The organism is Atlantibacter sp. (genome assembly GCF_032062175.1).
Taxonomy (GTDB): domain Bacteria; phylum Pseudomonadota; class Gammaproteobacteria; order Enterobacterales; family Enterobacteriaceae; genus Atlantibacter.
The window spans coordinates 25,168-45,950 of the sequence record NZ_DAMBQK010000020.1 but is presented as its reverse complement, the minus strand read 5'-3'; the positions used below and the strand labels follow the sequence as shown (position 1 = coordinate 45,950).

Genomic DNA, 20,783 nt, shown 5'->3' with positions numbered 1-20,783 from the left:
AAAAACATCATTTCATTTTCTTAACCCCAGGAGCAAAAGCTTTCCACATTCACCTGGGTTTTATCTGGACAAGACCGGAATGCGGTTGTTTGTCAATTTATGAAATCCGATTGTTCGGAAAAGTGCATAAAAATGCACACATATGAATAGCCACAAATGTTAACAATCCCGATGACAGACAGGCCAAAAAAGGGCGGGTCACTCGCTTTTGTTAACAAATTTACCTCTCGATTGCCAACCCCGCCCTTGACCTGGGTTTACCTGGGGATCAAATCAATCACCAGCCCTTGTTGCAGACGGTCTACCATAGCAGCCGGTGGCGCGGGGACGCGATAGAGCTGTGTTGCGGCTGCCATCACCCGATCGCACCAGCGCGGGTCGCCTTCCAGACGCATAACATCCGTGACGGTGCCTTCGGCATCCGTTGCGATGCGAATAGTGCAGAGTTTGCCCGCATATTGGCCAGTATCGCTAATCCTGGCGTAAATCTCACGGGTGAGGGTTTGAGCATAGGATTCGTCGTCTGGCCTGGTATTCTGACCAACAGGGAATGACAGGCCAGCGCCGACACCCACACTCGGAAAGCCGGTTCCCACTCCAACGCCTAATTGTGTGCCAGAGCAGGCGGTGAGGGTCAGAATCATGACAGAAGCTGCAACACTATTTTTCATATCAAATACCCTCAACGTTAACAGGTGCGCTTACAGCATAAACCGGTAGCCTATCCCGGTTTCAGTGAGCAAATGCCGCGGCCGCGCCGGGTCGGCTTCCAGCTTCTGGCGTAAATGTCCCATATAGATACGCAGGTAGTGGCTGTGCTCAACCGCATTAGGTCCCCATACCTGATTTAGCAGTTGTCTCTGGGTTAGCACTTTTCCATGGTGGTTCAACAGTACGGCCAGTAACCGAAATTCGATGGGTGTAAGATGAATTTCCTGTTCATCACGGGTAATGCGCCGCGCGGGGATATCCACGCTAATCCCGGAAAACTGATACACCGCATCGCCCTCTGGCCGCGTTTGCTGGCGGCGCAGCGCCACGCGCAGCCGCGCCTGCAACTCGCCAATCCCAAACGGTTTGCTCAGGTAATCGTCAGCACCCGCATCCAGTGCGGTAATCTTATCGGTCTCTTCACTGCGCGCCGACAGCACAATAATTGGCGCCTGGCTCCACTGGCGAAATTCGCTAATAAAACCGATGCCATCGCCGTCCGGCAGGCCCAGGTCGAGGATCACCAGGTCGGGCTTGCGGGTGGCAGCTTCAATCAGCCCGCGCTGCAACGTTTCTGCGTCATACACCCGCAGGGAATCCGCTTCCAGCGCGATGCGCAGAAAACGGCGGATCTCTTTTTCATCTTCGATAATCAGAACGGTAGTCACAGGGCCTCGTGCATTTCCGCCATATCCGGCGGCGTAGGTAACGGCAGCTGAATATGGAAACTGGCGCCGCCTTCAGGACGATTACCGGCGTATATTATCCCGCCATGGACATCAACAATAGCCTGGCATATTGCCAGCCCAAGCCCAACTCCCGGGATCGCCGATTCCTTATTTCCCCGTGAAAATTTCTCGAAAATAGCCTGCTCCTGCCCGGACGGGATACCCGGCCCGGTATCCCACACTTCGATATCCAGCCAGCCGGGCTGCGCTTTGCTGCGAATGCCGATTTGCGCCGCGCTGCCCGCATATTTGACGGCGTTTTCCAGCAGATTGATCAGCACCCGCTCAAACAGCGGGCCATCGACATAAATCAGCTGTAACGGGTCGGGAAGCTCCAGCGCAATCTGCCGTCCGGCCAGGCCGGGTTCCAGCATATTCAGCGCGCTGCCGACTACTTCCTCCAGCGTGAGCCATTCGCGTTGCAGACTAAACCCGCCGGACTGAATACGCGCCATATCCAGCAGATTATTTACCAGCCGGGTCGTGTTCAGCACATGCTGGCGGATATCGCTGGCCTGCCGGGCATGGCGCGAGCCTTCACTCGCCAGATCGAGGGTCAGAATCTCCGCCTGGCCGAACAGCACCGTCAGCGGGGTGCGTAAATCGTGTGACAGCGCCGCCAGCAGAGAGTTACGCAGTTTTTCGCGTTCGCTGGTCAGCCGCGCCTGTTCTTCGCTGCGGGTCAGGGCCAGCCGCTCCAGCGCGTTTGCCGCCAGCAGAGTAAAGGTTTCCAGCAAACGCTGCTGTTCAGGGATCATCAAAAGCCGTAGATTCGCGGGCTCAACAATCACCAGCCCAACGGTTTTGCCCGCCGCGCGCAGCGGAACAATCTGGTAGGGCACGCCGGGGAGCGTATCGGTGCCTGCGCCCGCAGGCTGACCGTTATCAAAACTCCAGCGGGCGATGGCTTCATCCCAGAAGGGCGTCACGCTGGCATCGGGCTGCGGCTTCAACGCGCCGTGCTCATTGGGCAACAATAGCTGGCTGCGGGCAAAAAACGTCGCATCGATAAACTGGCTGCTGGTGGCGGCGATGTCCTGCGTCGTGCGGCCTACGGACAGGGATTTGGATAATTCATACAGCGAGCGGGTACGCTGCTCGCGATAGCGGGCGACCCGCGCCTGATAGCGTACCCCGGCGGTAAGATTACCGATAACCAGCCCCACCGTGAGCATCACGCCGAAGGTGAGGAGATATTGCACATCCGATACCGCCAGCGTGCCGCGCGGATTCACGAAGAACAAATCAAAGCTCAGCACGTTGATAAACGTCGCCAGCACCGACGGCCAGCGCCCGTAGAACAGCGCCACGATCACCACGCCGAGTAAATAAAGCATGACTAAATTCGCCGCTTCAAAAGCGATCAGCCAGCGGCTCGCCAGCAGGGTAATCAGCGCGCAGAGCGCCACCGCAACCGCGCAGCCTTTTAGCTGTATGCGCCAGCGCTCGCTGAAATTGCGGATATCCTCGGGTTTTGCAGCCAGCGGGGCAGGGGCGTCTTCCAGCGCCACGACCAGCACATCCAGATCGGGCGCGTAGCGGTTCAGGCGATCGGCAAAAGTATCGCGCCAGAACAGGCGGCGCGGACGTTTGCCGATAACCACTTTGCCCAGATTATGTTCCCGGGCGTAGCGTGCCACGGCTTTCTCTTCCGCCGATTCTGCAAGCGTGGCGGTTTGTGCGCCCAGCTCCTGCGCCAGGCTCAACGCCTGTAATATGGCGCGGCGCTCAGTTTCTGGCAGGCGGTGCAGGCGTGGCGTTTCAACATAGATGGCGTGCCAGACGCTGCCGAGTTTAGCGGCAAGCCGGGCGGCGGCGCGCACCAACTTTTCATGGCCGCTGCCGCGCCCGATGCACAGCAAAATCGCATCCCGGGTATGCCAGACTTTTTCCTGGCCGGGGTTGTCGCGCCAGGCGCGCATTTGATCGTCTACCCGATCGGCGGTGCGGCGCAGCGCCAGTTCGCGTAGTGCAATCAGGTTGCCTTTGCGAAAGAAATGCTCAATAGCGCGCTCCGCCTGGCCCGCGATATAGACTTTACCTTCGTTTAGCCGCTGGCGCAGATCGTCCGCCGGGAGATCCACCAGCACCACGTCGTCGGCGGCATCGAAAATGGGATCGGGCACGGTTTCGCGCACCTGGATCCCGGTCACGCCGCCCACCACATCATTCAGGCTTTCCAGATGCTGAACGTTAACGGTGGTAAAAACATCAATGCCTGCCGCCAGCAGCTCTTCCACATCCTGCCAGCGTTTAGGGTGACGGGAGCCGGGCGCGTTGCTGTGAGCCAGTTCATCCATCAGGATCAGCGCGGGATGGCGCGCCAGCGCGCCATCAAGGTCAAATTCCGGCACAATCCGCCCACGATGTTCCAGCCGCTTTAACGGCAGAACCGGCAAGCCTTCAACCAGCGCGGCGGTTTCCTGGCGTCCGTGGGTTTCCACCACGCCCACCAGCACATCCAGGCCCTGGGCGTGCAGACGCCGCGCCTCGGTCAGCATGGCGTAGGTTTTACCCACGCCCGCGCACGCCCCGAAGAAAATTTTCAGCTTACCCCGGTGCTGCCCGCTGGTGCGCGCGAGCAGGCGATCCGGGTTGGGGCGCGATGGCTCCTCAGTCATCTTTAGTCCTTATTAGCATCCAGCGCCAGGTTCAGCTCCAGCACGTTGACGACCGGTTTGCCGAGAAACCCGATTAACGGCGTTGAGGTATGGGCCTTCACCAGCCGGGCGACGGTTTCCGCGCTCAGCTCGCGGGCAGCGGCGACGCGGGGGATCTGCCACTCAGCCGCCTCGGGCGATATCCCGTAATCCAGGCCGCTCGACGAGGCCGTCAGCAGGTCTACCGGCACCGCCGGGCTGGCGTTCGGGTTCGCGGCCCGTAATGCCGCGACGCGCGCGGCAATCAGTTTATCCAGTTCAGGGTTGCTGGCGGCAAGGTTGCTGCCCCCCGATGCCTGAGGATTATAGGGCGTTTCTGCGGTGGCAGAAGGGCGGCCCTGAAAATATCCCGGCTGGGTAAAATCCTGGCCGATTAACCGCGAACCCCGCAATTGATCGTGCTGATAAATCAGCGAGCCAGCCGCCTTATCGGCGAACCACCATTGTCCCAGCAGGGTGGTTAACAGTGGATAAACGCCGCCGGTGATCAGCGTCAGTAACAGCAATAAAACGATACCCGGACGTAACATTGACATCTTTTTCTCCTTACACCAGGCCAAAAGCCGTCAGCAATAAATCGATGAGCTTGATGCCGATAAACGGCACCAGCAACCCACCCAGACCGTAGATCCACAGGTTGCGGCGCAGCATCGCGGCGGCGCTGAGCGGTTTGTAGCTCACCCCTTTCAGCGCCAGCGGGATCAGGAAAATAATGATTAGGGCGTTGAAAATCACCGCACTCAGAATGGCCGATGCGGGGGAGTGCAAATGCATCACGTTAAGCGCGTTAAGCTGCGGATAGGTCACGGCAAAGGCCGCAGGAATAATCGCGAAGTATTTGGCGACGTCGTTGGCGATGCTAAAAGTGGTGAGCGAGCCACGGGTCATCAGCATCTGTTTGCCGATATGCACCACTTCAATCAGCTTGGTGGGGTTGGAATCCAGGTCCACCATGTTGCCCGCTTCCTTCGCCGCCTGGGTGCCGGAGTTCATGGCGACCGCCACATCGGCCTGCGCCAGCGCTGGAGCGTCGTTGGTGCCGTCGCCGGTCATTGCCACTAAACGGCCCTGGCTCTGGTACTGGCGGATCAGCGACAGCTTGGCTTCCGGCGTCGCTTCCGCCAGGAAATCATCGACCCCCGCTTCGGCGGCAATCGCGGCGGCGGTCAGCCGGTTATCCCCGGTGATCATCACGGTTTTGATGCCCATTTTGCGCAGTTCGGCAAAACGCTCTTTGATCCCGCCTTTAACGATATCTTTCAGGGCGATGACGCCTAACACGTTGGCGTTTTCAGCGACCACCAGCGGCGTCCCGCCGGTACGCGCTACGTTTTCCACCAGGCCTTCCACTGCCGCCGGGAAGTGCCCGCCGTTGGCTTCAACATGGCGGCGCACCGCATCCACCGAGCCTTTACGGATCATCCGCTGTTGGAGGTTAATTCCGCTCATCCGGGTCTGGGCGGTAAAGGGCACAAAGGTGGCTTGCAGGGTTTGTACGTCGCGCTCGCGCAGATTAAAACGCTGTTTGGCGAGGATCACGATGCTGCGGCCTTCCGGGGTTTCATCCGCCAGCGACGCCAGTTGCGCCGCGTCGGCAAGGGTGTGCTCGCCCACGCCCGGCGCAGGAAGAAACTCTGATGCCTGGCGGTTGCCCAGCGTGATGGTGCCGGTTTTGTCCAACAGCAGCACATCCACGTCGCCTGCGGCTTCAACCGCGCGCCCGCTGGTGGCGATCACGTTCGCGCCCAGCATCCGGCTCATCCCGGCGACGCCAATCGCTGACAGCAGCCCGCCGATGGTGGTCGGGATCAGGCACACCAGCAGCGCCACCAGAACCGTTACGCTTACGGCGTTCCCCGCCCAGGCGGAGAATGGCCACAGGGTTGCGGTCGCCAGCAAAAACACCAGCGTTAGCGCCACCAGTAAGATGGTCAGCGCAATTTCGTTGGGCGTTTTACGGCGCTGCGCGCCCTCCACCATGGCGATCATCCGGTCGAGGAACGTTTCCCCCGGATTAACGCTGCATTCGATCACCAGCCAGTCGGACAGAATGCGCGTGCCGCCGGTAACCGAGGCGAAATCGCCGCCGGATTCGCGGATAACCGGCGCGGATTCACCGGTAATGGCGCTCTCATCCACCGACGCGCCGCCTTCCACTACCTCGCCGTCGCAGGGGATAATATCGCCCGCTTCCACGTATACCAGGTCGCCTTTGCGCAGTTCGGCGGCGGGGATTTTATCCCGCTGCGCGTCATGGTGCGGCGCACGCAGTTTGCGGGCCCATGCGGTTTTCTGCACCCCTTTCAGGCTGTTGGCCTGGGCTTTGCTGCGGCCTTCCGCCAGTGCTTCCGCCACGTTGGCGAACAGCACGGTAAACCACAGCCACAGGCTGATGATCCCAGTAAATCCGGCACTGCCGTTCAGCGCGCCCACCGCCATCGCCACCGCCAGCACGGTAGTTAACAGGCTGCCGAGCCAGACGATAAACATCACCGGATTGCGCCACTGGGCGCGCGGGTTAAGCTTGATAACGGCGTCAATCATGGCATGGCGAAGCAACGCGCTATCGAACAGGGCCAGCGTCTTACGACTCATGAATCGCTCTCCGCAAGATTATTGAATAAAGTGATCCGCCACCGGGCCGAGGGCCAGGGCAGGGATAAAGGTCAACGCGCCCACCAGCAGCACGGTGCCGGTCAGCAGACCGATAAACAGCGCGCCGTGTGTGGGCAGGGTGCCAACGGTGGCGGGTTGGGATTTTTTCTCCACCAGCGAACCGGCAATCGCCATCACCGGGATAATCACCAGGAAGCGGCCCAGCCACATGCAGGCGGCGAGCAGCACGTTCCAGAACGGGGTGTTGGCGCTCAGCCCGGCAAAGGCGCTGCCGTTGTTGTTGGCGGCGGAGGAGACGGCATACAGCACCTCGCTAAACCCGTGCGGGCCGGGGTTGAGCATGGCGCTACGTCCGGCGTCGGTCATCATCGCCAGTGCGCTGCCGAGTAACACCAGGGCGGGCGTGACCAGAATCGCCAGCGCGGTAAGCTTCATCTCCGGGACGTCAATTTTTTTGCCCAGATATTCCGGCGTGCGGCCAATCATCAGCCCGGCGATAAACACCGCCAGCAACACAAACAGCAGCATGCCGTACAGCCCGGAGCCGACGCCGCCGAACACCACTTCACCAATTTGCATCAGCCATAGCGGCACCATGCCGCCCAGCGCGGTAAGCGAATCGTGCATCGCGTTCACCGCCCCGCAGGACGCCGCCGTGGTCACCACCGCATACAGGCTGCTGGCAAGGATGCCGAAACGGCTCTCTTTGCCTTCCATATTGATGGCGCTATCGGCCCCGAACGCCACCAGGTGTGGGTTGCCCTGGGTTTCCGCCCACATCACCGCCGCCGCGCACACCACAAAGATCAGCGTCATGGTGCAGAGGATCGCCCGGCCCTGGCGGCGATCGCCTACTGCTTCGCCAAACGCCATGCACAGCGCCGCCGGGATCAGGAAAATCGCCAGCATCTGGGCAAAATTGGTGATCGCGGTGGGGTTTTCAAACGGATGCGAGGAGTTGGCGTTAAAGAAGCCGCCGCCGTTAGTGCCCAGTAGTTTGATCGCTTCCTGTGAAGCCACCGGCCCCATCGGCAAAACGTGCTGTACGCCTTCCAGTGAGGTCATCGGCAAGTAGTCTGAGAAGTTCTGGAGTACCCCCTGCTGGATAAACAGCAGCGCCAGCACCAGTGACAGCGGGAACAGCACCCACAGCGTGATGCGGGTAAGATCCTGCCAGGCGTTACCCAGCAGTGTGGTGGAATGGCGCGAGAATGCGCGGATCAGGGCAAACACCACGGCGATCCCACTGGCGGCAGAGAGGAAATTCTGCACCGCCAGCCCGGCCATCTGGCTTAAGTAGCTGAGCGTACTTTCCCCGGCATACGCCTGCCAGTTGGTATTCGCCACGAAACTGACGGCGGTATTCAGCGCCAGATCCCACGACATCCCCGGAAAGCCTTGCGGATTTAACGGCAAATGCCCCTGCGTCATTAACAACGCAATCAATACCGCCAGACCCAACAGGTTAAACGTCAGGATCGCCAGCAGATATTGCCGCCAGTTCATCTCCTCGTTACGAATACCGCACAGCGGCCAAAGTATCGCGTCAACTCGGCCAACTACTGGCAACGGCCGCCCCTCGATCAGCCTGGCAAGCAGGGTGGATAACGGCTTCGCCAGTGCCATCAGCACGACGATAAAACCGCCAATCAGTAAAAACGCGCTGGAAGCCATCAGAATGCCTCCGCGTTAATCAGGGCATAAATCAGATAGCCGATTAACAGAAATACCAGCACCACGCCGGCCATTACACCTGCACTCACGATCCACCTCCATTGGGAAACAGGAATGCATCAAGGGTAAAAATTGGCGTGCAAAGATGTCGTAAAAAAACGGCCCGGCAGGTGTAAAAAAAGTATAAAAATCGAAAAGACCATTATTTAACTAATGGTTAGTAAAAATTTAACCATCCCGTAACTTAATTACAGAGAGAAATGTAAAGATCGGTGTTTCTGGTGATTTAAGTGGTCGGAGGAGTAGTAAAATTACAGCCAAAACGGTACTATTTTCATCAGATACAGATTCCCGGTGAATATTACCGGTCAGCTAAAAGGGGAGAAACTTATGTCTTTATACAAAAAATATCCTGCGCATCAGGTCTTCCTGCGTCGCGCTCTGGTCATCGTGGCAGGCATCGTTGCGCTGCCGGTGATGCTGCTGTGGAAAGACCGCGCGCGCTTCTACAGCTACCTGCACCGCGTCTGGTCGAAAACCAGTGAAAAACCGGTATGGATGGCCCAGTCTGAAGCCGCCGCCAGCGATTTTTATTGATCGCCATGTTACTGAGAAAACCGCCGATTGTTCGGCGGTTTTTTTATGTCTGCAACCTGGAGATAACCAGTAAACAAAATTGCTACACTTACTTCACGCATCAGTAAGGAGTAGCTATGGACGAGAAAATCCCGGTTGGTATCAGCGCCTGTTTGTCCGGGGAAAAAGTGCGTTTCGACGGCGGCCACAAACGGCTCGCTTTCGCGGTGGAAGATTTATCTCCGTGGGTTCGTTATGAGCCGGTCTGCCCGGAGATGGCGATTGGTCTACCGGTGCCGCGACCTGCGCTGCGCTTAGTCAAAGACGACACGGGTGATATTTCGCTGCGCTTTAGCGATAAGCGAGAAGGGGATTTAACGGCCGATATGGCGGAATTCTCCCATCAGCGCATCGCGCGCCTTTCCCACCTTTGCGGCTATATTGTCTGCGCCAAATCGCCCAGCTGCGGGATGGAGCGGGTACGGGTGTATGACAAAGACGGCAAAAACAACCGCAAAGCCGGGCGCGGAATTTTTACCGAAATCCTGATGCAGACCTTTCCCTGGCTACCGGTGGAAGAAGACGGAAGGCTGCACGATCCGGCGATCCGTGAAAATTTTGTCGAGCGGATTTACGCGCTCCATGAATTGAACCAACTGCGTGCCCAGGGGCTAACCCGGGGCGCGCTGATTGGCTTTCACAGCCGCTATAAATTGTTGCTGCTGGCTCATTCGCAGCAGCAGTATCGCGAGCTGGGGCGCTTCGTCGCCGCTATCGATCAATGGGACGATCTGGAGCAGTACTTCAATGCGTACCGTCAGCGCCTGATGACGCTGATGTCCTACCACGCCACCCGGCGTAATCACACCAACGTGCTGATGCACGTCCAGGGCTATTTCCGCCCGCATCTGAATGGCCGCCAGCGCCAGGAACTGGCAGAGCTGATTGACCGCTATCGCCAGGGCACCCAGCCGCTGTTAGCGCCCGTCACCCTGTTAAAACATTATCTGGCGGAATATCCTGACGGCTATCTGGAACAGCAGCGCTACTTCGATCCTTTCCCGGAGGCTTTGCGCCTGCGCTATGGCAATTAATTCAGGAGCTTTATGACCACCCATCTGGTCTGGTTTCGCGCCGATCTCCGCGTGAACGATAACCTTGCGCTCGCAGCGGCCTGCCGTCGCCACGAGGCCAGGGTGATGGGCCTGTTTATCGCTACCCCGCAGCAGTGGCGCGAACACAATCTCGCACCGCGCCAGGCGGCGTGGATACAGGCCCATCTCCATTCTCTGCAACAATCGCTGGCGGAAAAAGGTATACCCTTGACGGTGCTTGAGGTGGATGACTTTGCCGCCTCGGTAGATGCCCTGGAAAATTTTTGCGATGAGCACAATGTTGATGCGCTGTTCTACAACTACCAGTACGAACTGAACGAACGCCAGCGCGATGCCGCTGTGGAAAAGCGTCTCGGCGATACTCTGGTGTGCCAGGGCTTTGACGATTATGTATTGCTGGCACCCGGCAGCGTCACCACCGGCAATCATGAGATGTATAAAGTGTTTACTCCCTACAGCCGCGCCTTTATCAAACGGCTGCATGAGGGATTGCCGGAATGCGTTAAAGCGCCCGCCGTGCGGCAAAGCGGGCCGCTTGACACACCGGAACCGCTCATGCCGTTCGACTACCCGCAAACCGAGCTGGACGACGACGTATTCCCGGTGGGCGAGGCCGCTGCGCTCAACCGCCTGCGCCAGTTTTGCCGCCAGCCCGTAGCGGACTATGATCACAAACGGGACTATCCTGCCATTGACGGCACCAGCCGCGTGTCGCCGTGGCTGGCGATTGGCGTACTCTCGCCGCGCCAGTGCCTGCATCGCCTGCTGCACGAGCATCCTGAGGCGCTGTCGGGCGGGACCGGCGCGGTATGGCTTAACGAGCTGATCTGGCGTGAGTTTTATCTGCATGTTCTCGCGTACTGGCCCGGGTTATGCCGCTACCAGCCGTTTATCCGCTGGACTGACCGGGTGGCCTGGAATAATGACGACGCGCTGTTCACCGCCTGGTGCGAGGGCAAAACCGGCTACCCGATTGTTGATGCGGCTATGCGCCAGATGAATACCACGGGATGGATGCATAATCGTTTACGGATGATTACCGGCAGCTTTCTGGTCAAAGACTTACTTATCGACTGGCGGCGAGGGGAACGTTATTTTATGTCGCAGCTGGTAGACGGAATGCTGGCAGCCAATAACGGCGGCTGGCAATGGGTGGCCTCGACAGGGCATGATGCGGCACCGTGGTTTCGCATTTTCAACCCGACCACCCAGGGTGAACGCTTCGACCCGCAGGGGGATTTTGTGCGCCAGTGGCTGCCGGAATTACAAGACATTCCCGGTAAAGCGGTGCACCAACCCTGGCAGTGGGCGCAAAAGCAGGGGGTAACGATTGATTACCCGCAACCGATTGTTGAACATAAACAGGCGCGAGTCGCCACGCTCGCGGCATATGAAGCGGCGCGCAAACAGTAACAGGGAGCCATCATGAAAAATACCGAACTGGAAAAGCTGATTAATCAGCAGCTTAATAGCGCGGCCTTTAACGACTATGCCCCCAACGGCTTGCAGGTTGAAGGGCGCGAAAGCGTGCAAAAAATTATCACCGGCGTGACGGCAAGCCAGGCGCTGCTGGACGAAGCGGTTCGCCAGCAGGCGGATGCGGTGATTGTTCATCACGGCTATTTCTGGAAAGGCGAATCGCCGGTGATTAGCGGCATGAAGCGCCAGCGCCTGAAAACGCTGCTGGCCAACGATATCAACCTTTACGGCTGGCATCTGCCCTTAGACGCCCACCCGCAACTGGGGAATAACGCCCAGCTTGCCGCGCTGCTGGGCATTGAGGTCAAAGGCGAGATCGAACCGCTGGTGCCCTGGGGCGAACTGTCGATGCCGGTGCCGGGGCTGGAACTGGCGTCGTGGATTGAGGCGCGGCTTGGCCGCCGTCCGCTGTGGTCTGGCGATACCGGCCCTGCCGACGTGAAGCGCGTCGCCTGGTGCACCGGCGGTGGACAGAGCTTTATCGACAGCGCGGCGCGTTTTGGCGTTGACGCGTTTATCACCGGTGAAGTTTCCGAGCAAACCATTCATTCGGCGCGCGAGCAGGGGCTGCATTTCTATGCCGCAGGCCACCACGCCACCGAACGCGGCGGCATCCGCGCCCTGAGCGAGTGGTTGAACGAAACCACCGATCTTGATGTGACGTTTATCGACATCCCTAATCCAGCTTGAGTAAAGGTGAAACAGTGCAGCGAGCGCGGTGTTATTTGTTAGGAGAAAGCGCGGTGGTTCTGGAACTGGAGCCACCGGTCACCCTTGAAAGCCAACAGCGCATCTGGGGCCTGGTGCAGCGTCTGGCGGACGTACCAGCGGCGGTGGAAGTCATCCCGGGGATGAATAACCTCACCGTGACCTTACGCGATCCGGCCGCCTCGGCGTTGAATGCCATCGAGCGTTTGCAGCGCTGGTGGGAAGAGAGCGAGGCGGTGACGCTGGAATCACGGCTGATTGAGATCCCGGTGATTTACGGCGGCGAACACGGCCCGGACCTGGCGGAAGTGGCGCGTCATACCGGGCTCAGCGATCGCCAGGTCGTGGAGCGCCACGCAGAGGCCGATTACATCGTGTACTTTATCGGCTTCCAGCCGGGGTTCCCGTATCTGGGCGGGCTGCCCGCCAGCCTCGCCACGCCGCGCCGTGCCGAGCCGCGTCTTGAGGTGCCTGCCGGATCGGTGGGGATCGGCGGCGGCCAGACCGGGATCTATCCGTTACCGACGCCCGGTGGCTGGCAAATTATTGGCCGTACCGATCTGCGGTTGTTCGATCCGCAGCGACAGCCTGCCACGTTATTACAGCCCGGCGACCAGGTGCGTTTTGTGCCGTCTAAGGAGGGCGTGTGTTAGAGATTATTCGCGCAGGGATGAGCACCACGGTGCAGGATGGCGGGCGGCATGGCTTGCGTCAGGCGGGCATCAGCCGCTGCGGTGCGATGGATACCCCCGCGCTGCGCATCGCCAATTTGCTGGTGGGTAATGAGCCCGATATGGCGGCGTTGGAAATCACCCTCGGGCAATGCACCATCGCTTTTCATCAGGACGGCTGGTTCGCGTTAACCGGCGCGGCCTGCGGGGCAACCCTTGACGGTCACTCGGTCTGGACCGGCTGGCGCTTGCCGGTACGCGCGGGCCAGCAGCTCAAGCTGTTGTTGCCGAAGCGCGGGATGCGCAGCTATCTGGCGGTGGCGGGCGGCATCGATGTACCGAAAATCATGGGGTCGTACAGTACCGATTTAAAAGCCGGTTTTGGCGGGTTTGAAGGGCGCAGATTGCAGGACGGCGACCGTGTGCCGCTACGGCCGGCAACGCGCACATTCCTGCAAAGCCGTGGGGTACATCAACTGTTGTGGGGCAACCGCATCCGCGCGTTGCCAGGACCGGAGTACCATGAGTTTTCACCCGCCGCCCAGGAAGCGTTCTGGCGCGCGCCCTGGAAACTCAGCCCGCAGAGCAACCGCATGGGTTACCGGCTCAACGGGCACGTGCTGGAGCGCACCGATCCCCGTGAACTGGTTTCTCACGGCCTGTTGCCCGGCGTGGTGCAGGTGCCGCATAACGGCCAGCCCATCGTGCTGATGAATGACGCCCAGACCACCGGCGGCTACCCGCGCATCGCCTGCGTGATTGAGGCGGACATGTACAATCTCGCACAGTTGCGTCTTGGCGAGCCGCTGCATTTTGATCGTTGCACCCTTGAGGAAGCGCTGGAAGCGCGGACGCATCAGCAGCGTTACTTTGAGCAACTGGAATGGCGGCTGGCGAATGAAGATTGATTTAAACGCCGATCTCGGCGAAGGCTGCGGAAACGATAGCGCGCTGATGCCGCTGATTAGCTCGGCGAACATTGCCTGCGGTTTTCACGCGGGCGATGCCCGGACTATGCAGGAAAGCGTGCGGCTGGCGCTGGCCCACGGTGTCGCGATCGGCGCGCACCCGAGTTTTCCCGATCGGGAAAACTTTGGCCGCACCGCCATGCAGCTTCCTCCTGAAACCGTTTATGCGCAGATGCTTTACCAGATCGGCGCGCTGGCGGCTATCGTGCGCGCTGAAGGTGGCGGCCTGACGCACGTGAAGCCGCACGGCATGCTGTATAACCAGGCGGCGAAACAGCCGCCGTTGGCAGAGGCTATCGCCCGCGCGGTGAAAAGCCTCGATCCGGGCCTGATGCTGGTGGGGCTGGCGGGCAGTGAACTGATCCGCGCCGGGGAGCGCTACGGGTTAGCGACGCGGGAAGAGGTTTTTGCCGACAGGGGCTATCTGGCGGACGGCTCACTGGTGCCGCGCAGCGAGCCGGGGGCGCTGATTGAAGACGATGACGAGGCGGTTTCCCGCACGCTGGAGATGGTGCTGAATAGCCGGGTACAGAGCCGGGACGGCGTCTGGGCGACGGTGAATGCCCAGACGGTGTGCCTGCACGGCGACGGCGCGCACGCGCTGGCGTTTGCCCGTCGGCTGCGCGACGCGTTCGAACAGCGCCAGATCCACATCGGCGCTGACTAAACACCCGGCGCCCGCCACCCCTGGCGGGTGTTATAGCGACGCGGCGGCCCGTGCGGCGGTGTCGTAGAGCGACGAAATCGTGCGCAGCAGCTGCGCGGTGTCGCCAATTGACGGGCCTGGAATTCCGCTTTCTACCTGAATGGCAATCAGGCAGGCTTCACGCACGTCGCGGTATTTCATACACAGCGCTTTACCTTCCTCCGTGGTGTAGAAATAGAGTTCCTTTCCTACTTTCTCGCTGGTCACATAACCCGCTTTCACCAGCTTTTTCAGGGCATAGGTGACCACGTGGGTGTCCTCCACGTTCAGCACAAAGCAGATATCCGCCAATTTTTTCTTGCGATTCCGATGGTTAACATGATGGAGCAGCGAAACATCAAACGCCCCCATATCCGGTTCTCCGGCGGCGGTCATACAGCGCACCATCCACTTGTTAAAGGCGTTGCTGGTCATGATCAGCGCGTATTCCAGCTCTGATAATTCCGCGCAGCGTTCGGAAACCAGATGGCGCGAGGAGACGATACGACCCTCGGTAATATCGTCGTTTTGAATTGATGTGGCAGCGGTTTTCGAGGTCATAACTGTCCTTACACAATTGTGACTATTAGCAAAAAATATAACGGCGAACCGATAAAATAAAAACATTTTATTGATAAATTGTTTACATATTATGATCGTTCAGATATAGCTTTTTAACACAGATCTGCGCCGATGTTGCGCACTCACAGGGCCTGGCGCAAAACACAACATCGTTCGCCGCAATGCCCCACGCTTCGCCCCGTAGCGAAGTATTAAAAAAAGAGCCTTCGGCGTGCAACGCTCACTTTGGATAGGGTAAATGGTTATGGACAGTTCTACACTGTTACCGCTAATCGGGATACCGGTAGTGGTCATTGGTTTTGCTCTGCGTTTCAACCCGCTGCTGGTGGTGGTGGTCGCAGGGCTTGCCACAGGTCTGTTGGTCGGCATGGATTTCGGTATGCTGCTGGAAACCTTTGGCGAAAAATTTGTTAACAGCCGCTCGCTGGCAACGTTTATTTTGATCCTCCCGGTTATCGGCCTGCTGGAATATTACGGGCTGAAAGAGCGCGCCCAGGCCTGGGTAGCGAAAATCGCCAGCGCCACCTCGGCGCGTATTCTGATGCTCTACTTTGTGGCGCGTGAGGGGACCGCCGCGCTGGGGCTGATGTCGCTCGGCGGCCACGCGCAAACGGTGCGCCCGCTGCTGGCACCAATGGCGGAAGGCGCGGCGCTCAATGAATACGGCGAACTGCCGCAGCACATCCGCGACAAAATCAAAGCCCACGCCGCTGCGTGTGACAACATCGCCGTCTTCTTCGGCGAAGATATTTTCATCGCTTTCGGCGCGGTGCTGCTCATTGACGCCTTCCTGAAAGAGAACGGCATTCAGGGCATTGAACCGCTGCATATCGGCCTGTGGGCCATTCCTACCGCGATTGCTGCCCTGATTATTCATATGACGCGCCTGCTGCGCCTCGACGCCAGCATTCGTCGCGATGTGATGGCCTGGAAAGCCGGGCAGGGCACACAGGAGGTTGCGCAATGAGCACGCTGATTTCCATTAACCGCGTTTACTACCTGATCGGCTTTGTGGTGATGCTGCTGGTGATCATGACGCTGCGCGATCGCGGCAATCCTAAGCGTTTCACCACCGCGCTGTTCTGGTTCCTGTTCGGCGGGATTTTCCTGTTTGGCGATTTAATGGTGCAGGAGTTGGGTAAGTCTCTGGCTTACCGGATTATTGGCGGCTGCGTGATTGCCATCGCGTTACTGGCGGGCTTTGGGCTGGTGGGCAAAGGGCACTATAAAATGTCTACCGAGCCAGAGCGCGTCGCCTCGTCGAACCGGCTGAAAAACTGGCTGTTCTTACCGGCGCTGATGATCCCGGTGGTGACGGTGATTGGCACCCTGTTTTTAAAAGGCGTGTCGATTGGCGGCGTTTTCCTGCTCGACCAGAAACAGCTTACGCTGGCGGCGCTGTGCGTGGCCTGCGTCGCGGCAATCCTTATCGGATGGTGGCTGACGGGCGGGACGCCGCTGCACGCCATCCGCCAGTCCCGCCGCCTGGTGGATACCATTGGCTGGGCGGTGATCCTGCCGCAAATGCTCGCCATGCTGGGCGGGGTGTTTGTGGTGGCCAATACCGGCGACTCGGTGCAAAAAGTGGTCAGCCTGTTCGTTAACCCGGATAGCCGCTTTATGCTGGTGGTGATTTATTGCATCGGCATGGCGCTGTTTACCATGATTATGGGCAACGCCTTTGCCGCGTTCCCGGTGCTGAGCGCCGGTATCGCACTGCCGTTTTTGATTAATTACCACCACGGCGACCCGGCACCGCTACTGGCGATTGGCATGTATGCCGGTTACTGCGGCACGTTGATGACGCCGATGGCGGCGAATTTCAATATCGTCCCCGCCGCGCTGCTGGAGCTGAAAGATAAATACCAGGTGATTAAGATCCAGATCCCCACCGCTCTCACGCTGCTGGTGGTGAATGTCTTTTTAATGTATTTCCTCGTGTTTCGCTAAGCGCTGCGCGGTGATGACCTAAGGAGCTGTTATGGAATTAACCCAACATCAGGCTGAAGCTTTTGCCCGGATGCCGTTAACCTATTTGCGTCAGGAATACCCGAACCACATCATGCATCTGTTGAATGATGATGGCGATGTCCTGCCGCCGCGCAAGCTGCACCCTATTTTTTATGGCTGCTTTGACTGGCACTCGGCGGTGCACGGTTACTGGCTGCTGCTGCGCTGCGTGCGGCGCTATCCGGCGCTGTCGTGCCGCGAAGAAGTTATCGCGCTGTTTGATGAACACCTGACTGACGCCAATGTGGCGCAGGAACTGGCCTATTTTACCGCGCCGTTCCGGGCCTCGTTTGAGCGTCCGTATGGCTACGGCTGGCTGCTGGCGCTGGCCCAGGAACTCAGGCAATCCGCGCTTCCGCAGGCCGGGCGCTGGCATCAGACGCTGGAGCCGTTAACCCTGGATATTCGCGCCCGGCTTATCGATTATCTCAGCAAGCTAACCTATCCGATTCGCGTCGGCACCCATTACAATACCGCTTTCGCGCTGGCGCTGGGCCTGGATTACGCCCGCGCACTGGACGATAACGCCCTTGAACATGCCATTCTTGACGCGGCTAACCGTTTTTATCGCGCCGATAAGCAGTACCCGGCGCACTATGAACCGGGCGGTGATGAGTATATTTCCGGCGCGTTGACCGAAGCCCTGTTGATGAGCAACGTCGCGGATAACTTCCCGGCGTGGTTTGATGATTTCCTGCCGGATGTGGCGTCGGTTGCCGCGCTAATGAACCCGGCAGAAGTGAGCGATCGTACCGACCCAAAAATCGCCCACCTCGACGGGCTGAATCTCAGCCGCGCCTGGTGCATGAAGCGTATTGCTAACGCCTTGCCGGAAAGCCATGCGGCGCAGCAGCCGCTTAAGGATGCGGTGGCGCGCCATCTGGCGGCAAGCGTAGAACACGTGGTGGGTAGCCACTACAGCGGCGGCCACTGGCTGGCCAGTTTCGCGCTGCTGGCGCTGGAGTAAGGATATCCCATGCCAGAAGGCCCGGAAATTCGCCGCGCGGCAGACAAACTGGAACAAGCCGTGGCAGGCAAGCCGCTGACTCACGTCTGGTTTGCCTTTCCCGAATTGAAAAGCTACGAAACGGCGCTGGTGGGCCAGCGGGTGGAGCGGCTGGAAACGCGCGGCAAAGCGCTGCTCACGCACTTCTCTAACGGCCTGACGCTTTACAGCCACAACCAGCTTTACGGGGTGTGGCGCGTAGTGAAGGCGGGGGAGCACCCGCAAACCACCCGCAGCCTGCGTGTCCGGCTGGAAACCGAAGACGCCGCCGTGCTGCTTTACAGCGCGTCCGATATTGAGATGCTGGACGCAGATGGCGTTGCGGCGCATGCGTTTTTGCAGCGGGTCGGGCCCGACGTACTGGATATGACGCTAACGGTAGAAGAGGTTAAAGCGCGGCTGTTGAGCCCGCGTTTTTGCCGCCGCCAGTTAAGCGGCCTGCTGCTGGACCAGGCGTTTCTGGCGGGGTTGGGCAACTATCTGCGGGTAGAAATACTCTGGCAGGCCCAGCTTGCGCCGCGCCATAAGGCGGTGGAATTAACCGAGCCTCAACTGGACGCGCTCGCCGCCGCTTGTCTTTCGATACCCCGCCTCTCATACCAAACGCGCGGGCAGGGGGATGAAAACACGCACCACGGGGCGTTGTTCCGCTTTGAAGTGTTTCATCGCGCCGGGAAAAAATGCCGGCGCTGCGGGGAAATCATTGAAAAGACGACGCTCTCTTCGCGCCCCTTTTACGGGTGCCCCGGATGCCAGCAATAAAAAAACGCGCCCTGAGGCGCGTTTTTCACATCGGCAAAAATTAACGTTTTTCCAAATCGGATTTGAAATCGCGTTGTTCGTAGCCGGTGTAAAGCTGACGCGGACGGGCGATTTTGATGCCGTCGTCGTGCATTTCGTTCCAGTGCGCAATCCAGCCCACAGTACGCGCCATCGCGAAGATAACGGTAAACATGGAAGACGGAATGCCCATGGCTTTCAGGATAATGCCGGAGTAGAAATCGACGTTCGGGTACAGCTTACGTTCGATGAAGTACGGGTCGTTGAGCGCGATGTGCTCAAGTTCCATCGCCACTTCCAGCAGATCGTCCTTGGTGCCCAGCTCTTTCAGCACTTCGTGGCAGGTTTCACGCATCACGGTCGCGCGCGGGTCATAGTTCTTGTAGACACGGTGACCGAAGCCCATCAGACGGAACGAATCGTTTTTGTCTTTGGCGCGGCGGATAAATTCCGGGATGTGCTTAACGGAGCTGATCTCTTCCAGCATTTTCAGCGCGGCTTCGTTCGCACCGCCGTGCGCGGGTCCCCACAGGGACGCGATGCCCGCAGCGATACAGGCGAACGGGTTAGCGCCTGAAGAGCCCGCGGTACGCACGGTAGAGGTCGACGCGTTCTGCTCATGGTCGGCGTGCAGGATCAGAATACGGTCCATAGCGCGCTCAAGCACCGGGTTCACCTCGTAAGGCTCGCACGGCGTAGAGAACATCATGTTAAGGAAATTGCCGGAGTAGGAAAGGTCGTTGCGTGGGTAAACGAAAGGTTGGCCGATCGAATACTTGTAACACATCGCCGCCATAGTCGGCATTTTTGACAGCAGACGGAACGCGGCGATTTCACGGTGACGCGGGTTATTCACGTCCAGGGAATCGTGGTAGAACGCCGCCAGCGCACCGGTGATACCACACATCACCGCCATCGGATGGGAATCACGACGGAACGCATGGAACAGACGGGTGATCTGCTCATGGATCATGGTGTGGCGGGTAACGGTGGTTTTGAATTCCTGGTACTCAGCCTGGGTCGGTTTTTCGCCGTACAGCAGGATGTAGCACACTTCAAGATAGGTGGATTCGGTGGCTAACTGGTCAATCGGGAAACCGCGATGCAGCAGGATGCCTTCGTCACCATCGATAAAAGTGATTTTGGATTCGCAAGATGCGGTGGAGGTAAAACCGGGGTCGTACGTGAAAACACCTTTAGAACCAAGACTACGGATATCAATTACATCCTGACCGAGTGTGCCATGTAGCACATCCAGTTCAATAGCAGTGTCACCGTTGTAGGTGATGTTCGCTTTTTTGTCAGCCATTTACGGTCTCCTTAGCGCCTTATTGCTTAAGACCGCTACTCAACCCCATTACTTTCATTCCTAACCGTCATGTTGTCAGTTTGTTGTATGGCGCACATCTCTGTTTCAGAGGGAGAAACCAGGGTACAGAGCGCTCAGTGGCTTGCAGACAACGGTTCGAATTAGGGCGAAATTACAGTAAATCAGGAAGTTAGCAGTCAGTATTCATAAAATCTATATATCACTAATACCGGGCTAAATTACTCTGGTCAATACCGATCACTGTTACATAACTTATTGTCAGGTGAAAGTGTGACCTCATAACTTTTGCGAATTATATGACTTCTTCGGTGATGGTTGTAACAATTTTGTTTAATATTTGTCAAATCAGATGATTAAATTTTAAAATAATGTTTGTATCGTGATCCTGGTCACTGTTTCGACTAAAACCCGACAAACTGTATGTAGGTTAATTGTAATGATTTTGTGAACAACCTATACTGCCGCCAGGTCTCCGGAATACCCT

20 protein-coding genes are annotated in these 20,783 nt (G+C 58.3%); 11 read left to right on the top strand and 9 right to left on the bottom strand.

All coding sequences use genetic code 11. From position 1 onward, the window contains the following. Positions 1–257: 257 nt before the first annotated feature. The 7 genes from RT120_RS16480 to kdpF are packed head-to-tail and all read right to left on the bottom strand — an operon-like array spanning position 258 to position 8,478. Positions 258–671, bottom strand: coding sequence for a cell envelope integrity TolA C-terminal domain-containing protein (locus RT120_RS16480; RefSeq protein ID WP_312984281.1), 414 nt, complete (start codon positions 669–671; stop codon positions 258–260). 30 nt (positions 672–701) lie between these two features. Next, a complete protein-coding gene (kdpE, locus tag RT120_RS16475) occupies positions 702–1,379 on the bottom strand; it encodes a two-component system response regulator KdpE (RefSeq protein ID WP_312984279.1) in 678 nt (225 codons plus the stop codon). Next, positions 1,376–4,060, bottom strand: coding sequence for a two-component system sensor histidine kinase KdpD (gene kdpD / locus RT120_RS16470; RefSeq protein WP_312984276.1), 2,685 nt, complete (start codon positions 4,058–4,060; stop codon positions 1,376–1,378). Before kdpD ends, kdpE begins: the two co-directional genes overlap by 4 nt. Positions 4,061–4,062: 2 nt before the next feature. Next, positions 4,063–4,635, bottom strand: a complete 573-nt coding sequence (gene kdpC / locus RT120_RS16465; protein WP_312984274.1) for a potassium-transporting ATPase subunit KdpC — start codon at positions 4,633–4,635, stop codon at positions 4,063–4,065. 10 nt (positions 4,636–4,645) lie between these two features. Then, on the bottom strand, positions 4,646–6,694 hold the full coding sequence (kdpB, locus tag RT120_RS16460) for a potassium-transporting ATPase subunit KdpB (RefSeq protein ID WP_312984272.1): 2,049 nt from the start codon (positions 6,692–6,694) through the stop codon (positions 4,646–4,648). An 18-nt stretch (positions 6,695–6,712) separates the two neighbouring features. Beyond that, complete coding sequence (kdpA, locus tag RT120_RS16455; RefSeq protein WP_312984270.1) at positions 6,713–8,389, bottom strand: potassium-transporting ATPase subunit KdpA; 1,677 nt, start codon at positions 8,387–8,389, stop codon at positions 6,713–6,715. Next, positions 8,389–8,478 (bottom strand): K(+)-transporting ATPase subunit F, encoded by a 90-nt coding sequence (kdpF, locus tag RT120_RS16450; RefSeq protein ID WP_312984268.1) that lies wholly within the window; start codon positions 8,476–8,478, stop codon positions 8,389–8,391. The genes kdpA and kdpF overlap by 1 nt, the downstream gene beginning before the upstream one ends. 301 nt (positions 8,479–8,779) lie before the next feature. On the opposite strand from kdpF, the gene RT120_RS16445 reads away from it, so the two are divergent. The 7 genes from RT120_RS16445 to pxpA all read left to right on the top strand — a co-directional run bounded on the left by RT120_RS16445 (position 8,780) and on the right by pxpA (position 14,573). Next, positions 8,780–8,986, top strand: a complete 207-nt coding sequence (locus tag RT120_RS16445; protein WP_125294523.1) for a YbfA family protein — start codon at positions 8,780–8,782, stop codon at positions 8,984–8,986. A 116-nt stretch (positions 8,987–9,102) separates the two neighbouring features. Continuing rightward, positions 9,103–10,059 (top strand): 2-thiouracil desulfurase family protein, encoded by a 957-nt coding sequence (locus tag RT120_RS16440; RefSeq protein WP_312984267.1) that lies wholly within the window; start codon positions 9,103–9,105, stop codon positions 10,057–10,059. A gap of 12 nt (positions 10,060–10,071) precedes the next feature. After that, complete coding sequence (phrB, locus tag RT120_RS16435; RefSeq protein WP_312984266.1) at positions 10,072–11,493, top strand: deoxyribodipyrimidine photo-lyase; 1,422 nt, start codon at positions 10,072–10,074, stop codon at positions 11,491–11,493. A 12-nt stretch (positions 11,494–11,505) separates the two neighbouring features. Beyond that, complete coding sequence (locus tag RT120_RS16430) at positions 11,506–12,249, top strand: type 2 GTP cyclohydrolase I (RefSeq protein ID WP_312984265.1); 744 nt, start codon at positions 11,506–11,508, stop codon at positions 12,247–12,249. Positions 12,250–12,263: 14 nt separating this feature from the next. Further along, the gene (pxpB, locus tag RT120_RS16425) at positions 12,264–12,920 is read left to right on the top strand and encodes a 5-oxoprolinase subunit PxpB (RefSeq protein ID WP_312984263.1); all 657 of its coding nucleotides are present in this window, start codon (positions 12,264–12,266) and stop codon (positions 12,918–12,920) included. Next, positions 12,914–13,846, top strand: a complete 933-nt coding sequence (gene pxpC / locus RT120_RS16420) for a 5-oxoprolinase subunit PxpC (protein ID WP_312984261.1) — start codon at positions 12,914–12,916, stop codon at positions 13,844–13,846. The genes pxpB and pxpC overlap by 7 nt, the downstream gene beginning before the upstream one ends. Beyond that, positions 13,836–14,573, top strand: a complete 738-nt coding sequence (gene pxpA / locus RT120_RS16415; protein WP_312984259.1) for a 5-oxoprolinase subunit PxpA — start codon at positions 13,836–13,838, stop codon at positions 14,571–14,573. The genes pxpC and pxpA overlap by 11 nt, the downstream gene beginning before the upstream one ends. A 30-nt stretch (positions 14,574–14,603) precedes the next feature. On the opposite strand, the gene RT120_RS16410 is transcribed toward pxpA, so the two are convergent. Further along, entirely contained in the window at positions 14,604–15,152 is a 549-nt protein-coding gene (locus RT120_RS16410; protein WP_312984257.1) for a winged helix DNA-binding protein, read from the bottom strand. A gap of 265 nt (positions 15,153–15,417) precedes the next feature. On the opposite strand from RT120_RS16410, the gene RT120_RS16405 reads away from it, so the two are divergent. From RT120_RS16405 to nei, 4 genes are read left to right on the top strand one after another with little or no spacing between them, the layout of a single operon-like run. Beyond that, positions 15,418–16,140 (top strand): DUF969 domain-containing protein, encoded by a 723-nt coding sequence (locus RT120_RS16405; protein WP_312984256.1) that lies wholly within the window; start codon positions 15,418–15,420, stop codon positions 16,138–16,140. Next, complete coding sequence (locus RT120_RS16400) at positions 16,137–17,123, top strand: DUF979 domain-containing protein (protein ID WP_312984255.1); 987 nt, start codon at positions 16,137–16,139, stop codon at positions 17,121–17,123. Before RT120_RS16405 ends, RT120_RS16400 begins: the two co-directional genes overlap by 4 nt. Positions 17,124–17,154: 31 nt before the next feature. Beyond that, entirely contained in the window at positions 17,155–18,150 is a 996-nt protein-coding gene (locus tag RT120_RS16395) for a DUF2891 domain-containing protein (RefSeq protein WP_312984253.1), read from the top strand. Positions 18,151–18,159: 9 nt separating this feature from the next. Next, positions 18,160–18,951, top strand: coding sequence for an endonuclease VIII (gene nei, locus RT120_RS16390; RefSeq protein ID WP_312984251.1), 792 nt, complete (start codon positions 18,160–18,162; stop codon positions 18,949–18,951). Positions 18,952–18,991: 40 nt separating this feature from the next. On the opposite strand, the gene RT120_RS16385 is transcribed toward nei, so the two are convergent. Beyond that, positions 18,992–20,278 carry a citrate synthase gene (locus tag RT120_RS16385; RefSeq protein WP_312984249.1) on the bottom strand — a complete coding sequence of 429 codons (1,287 nt, stop codon included), beginning with the start codon at positions 20,276–20,278 and terminating at the stop codon, positions 18,992–18,994. Between the last annotated feature and the right edge of the window lie 505 nt (positions 20,279–20,783).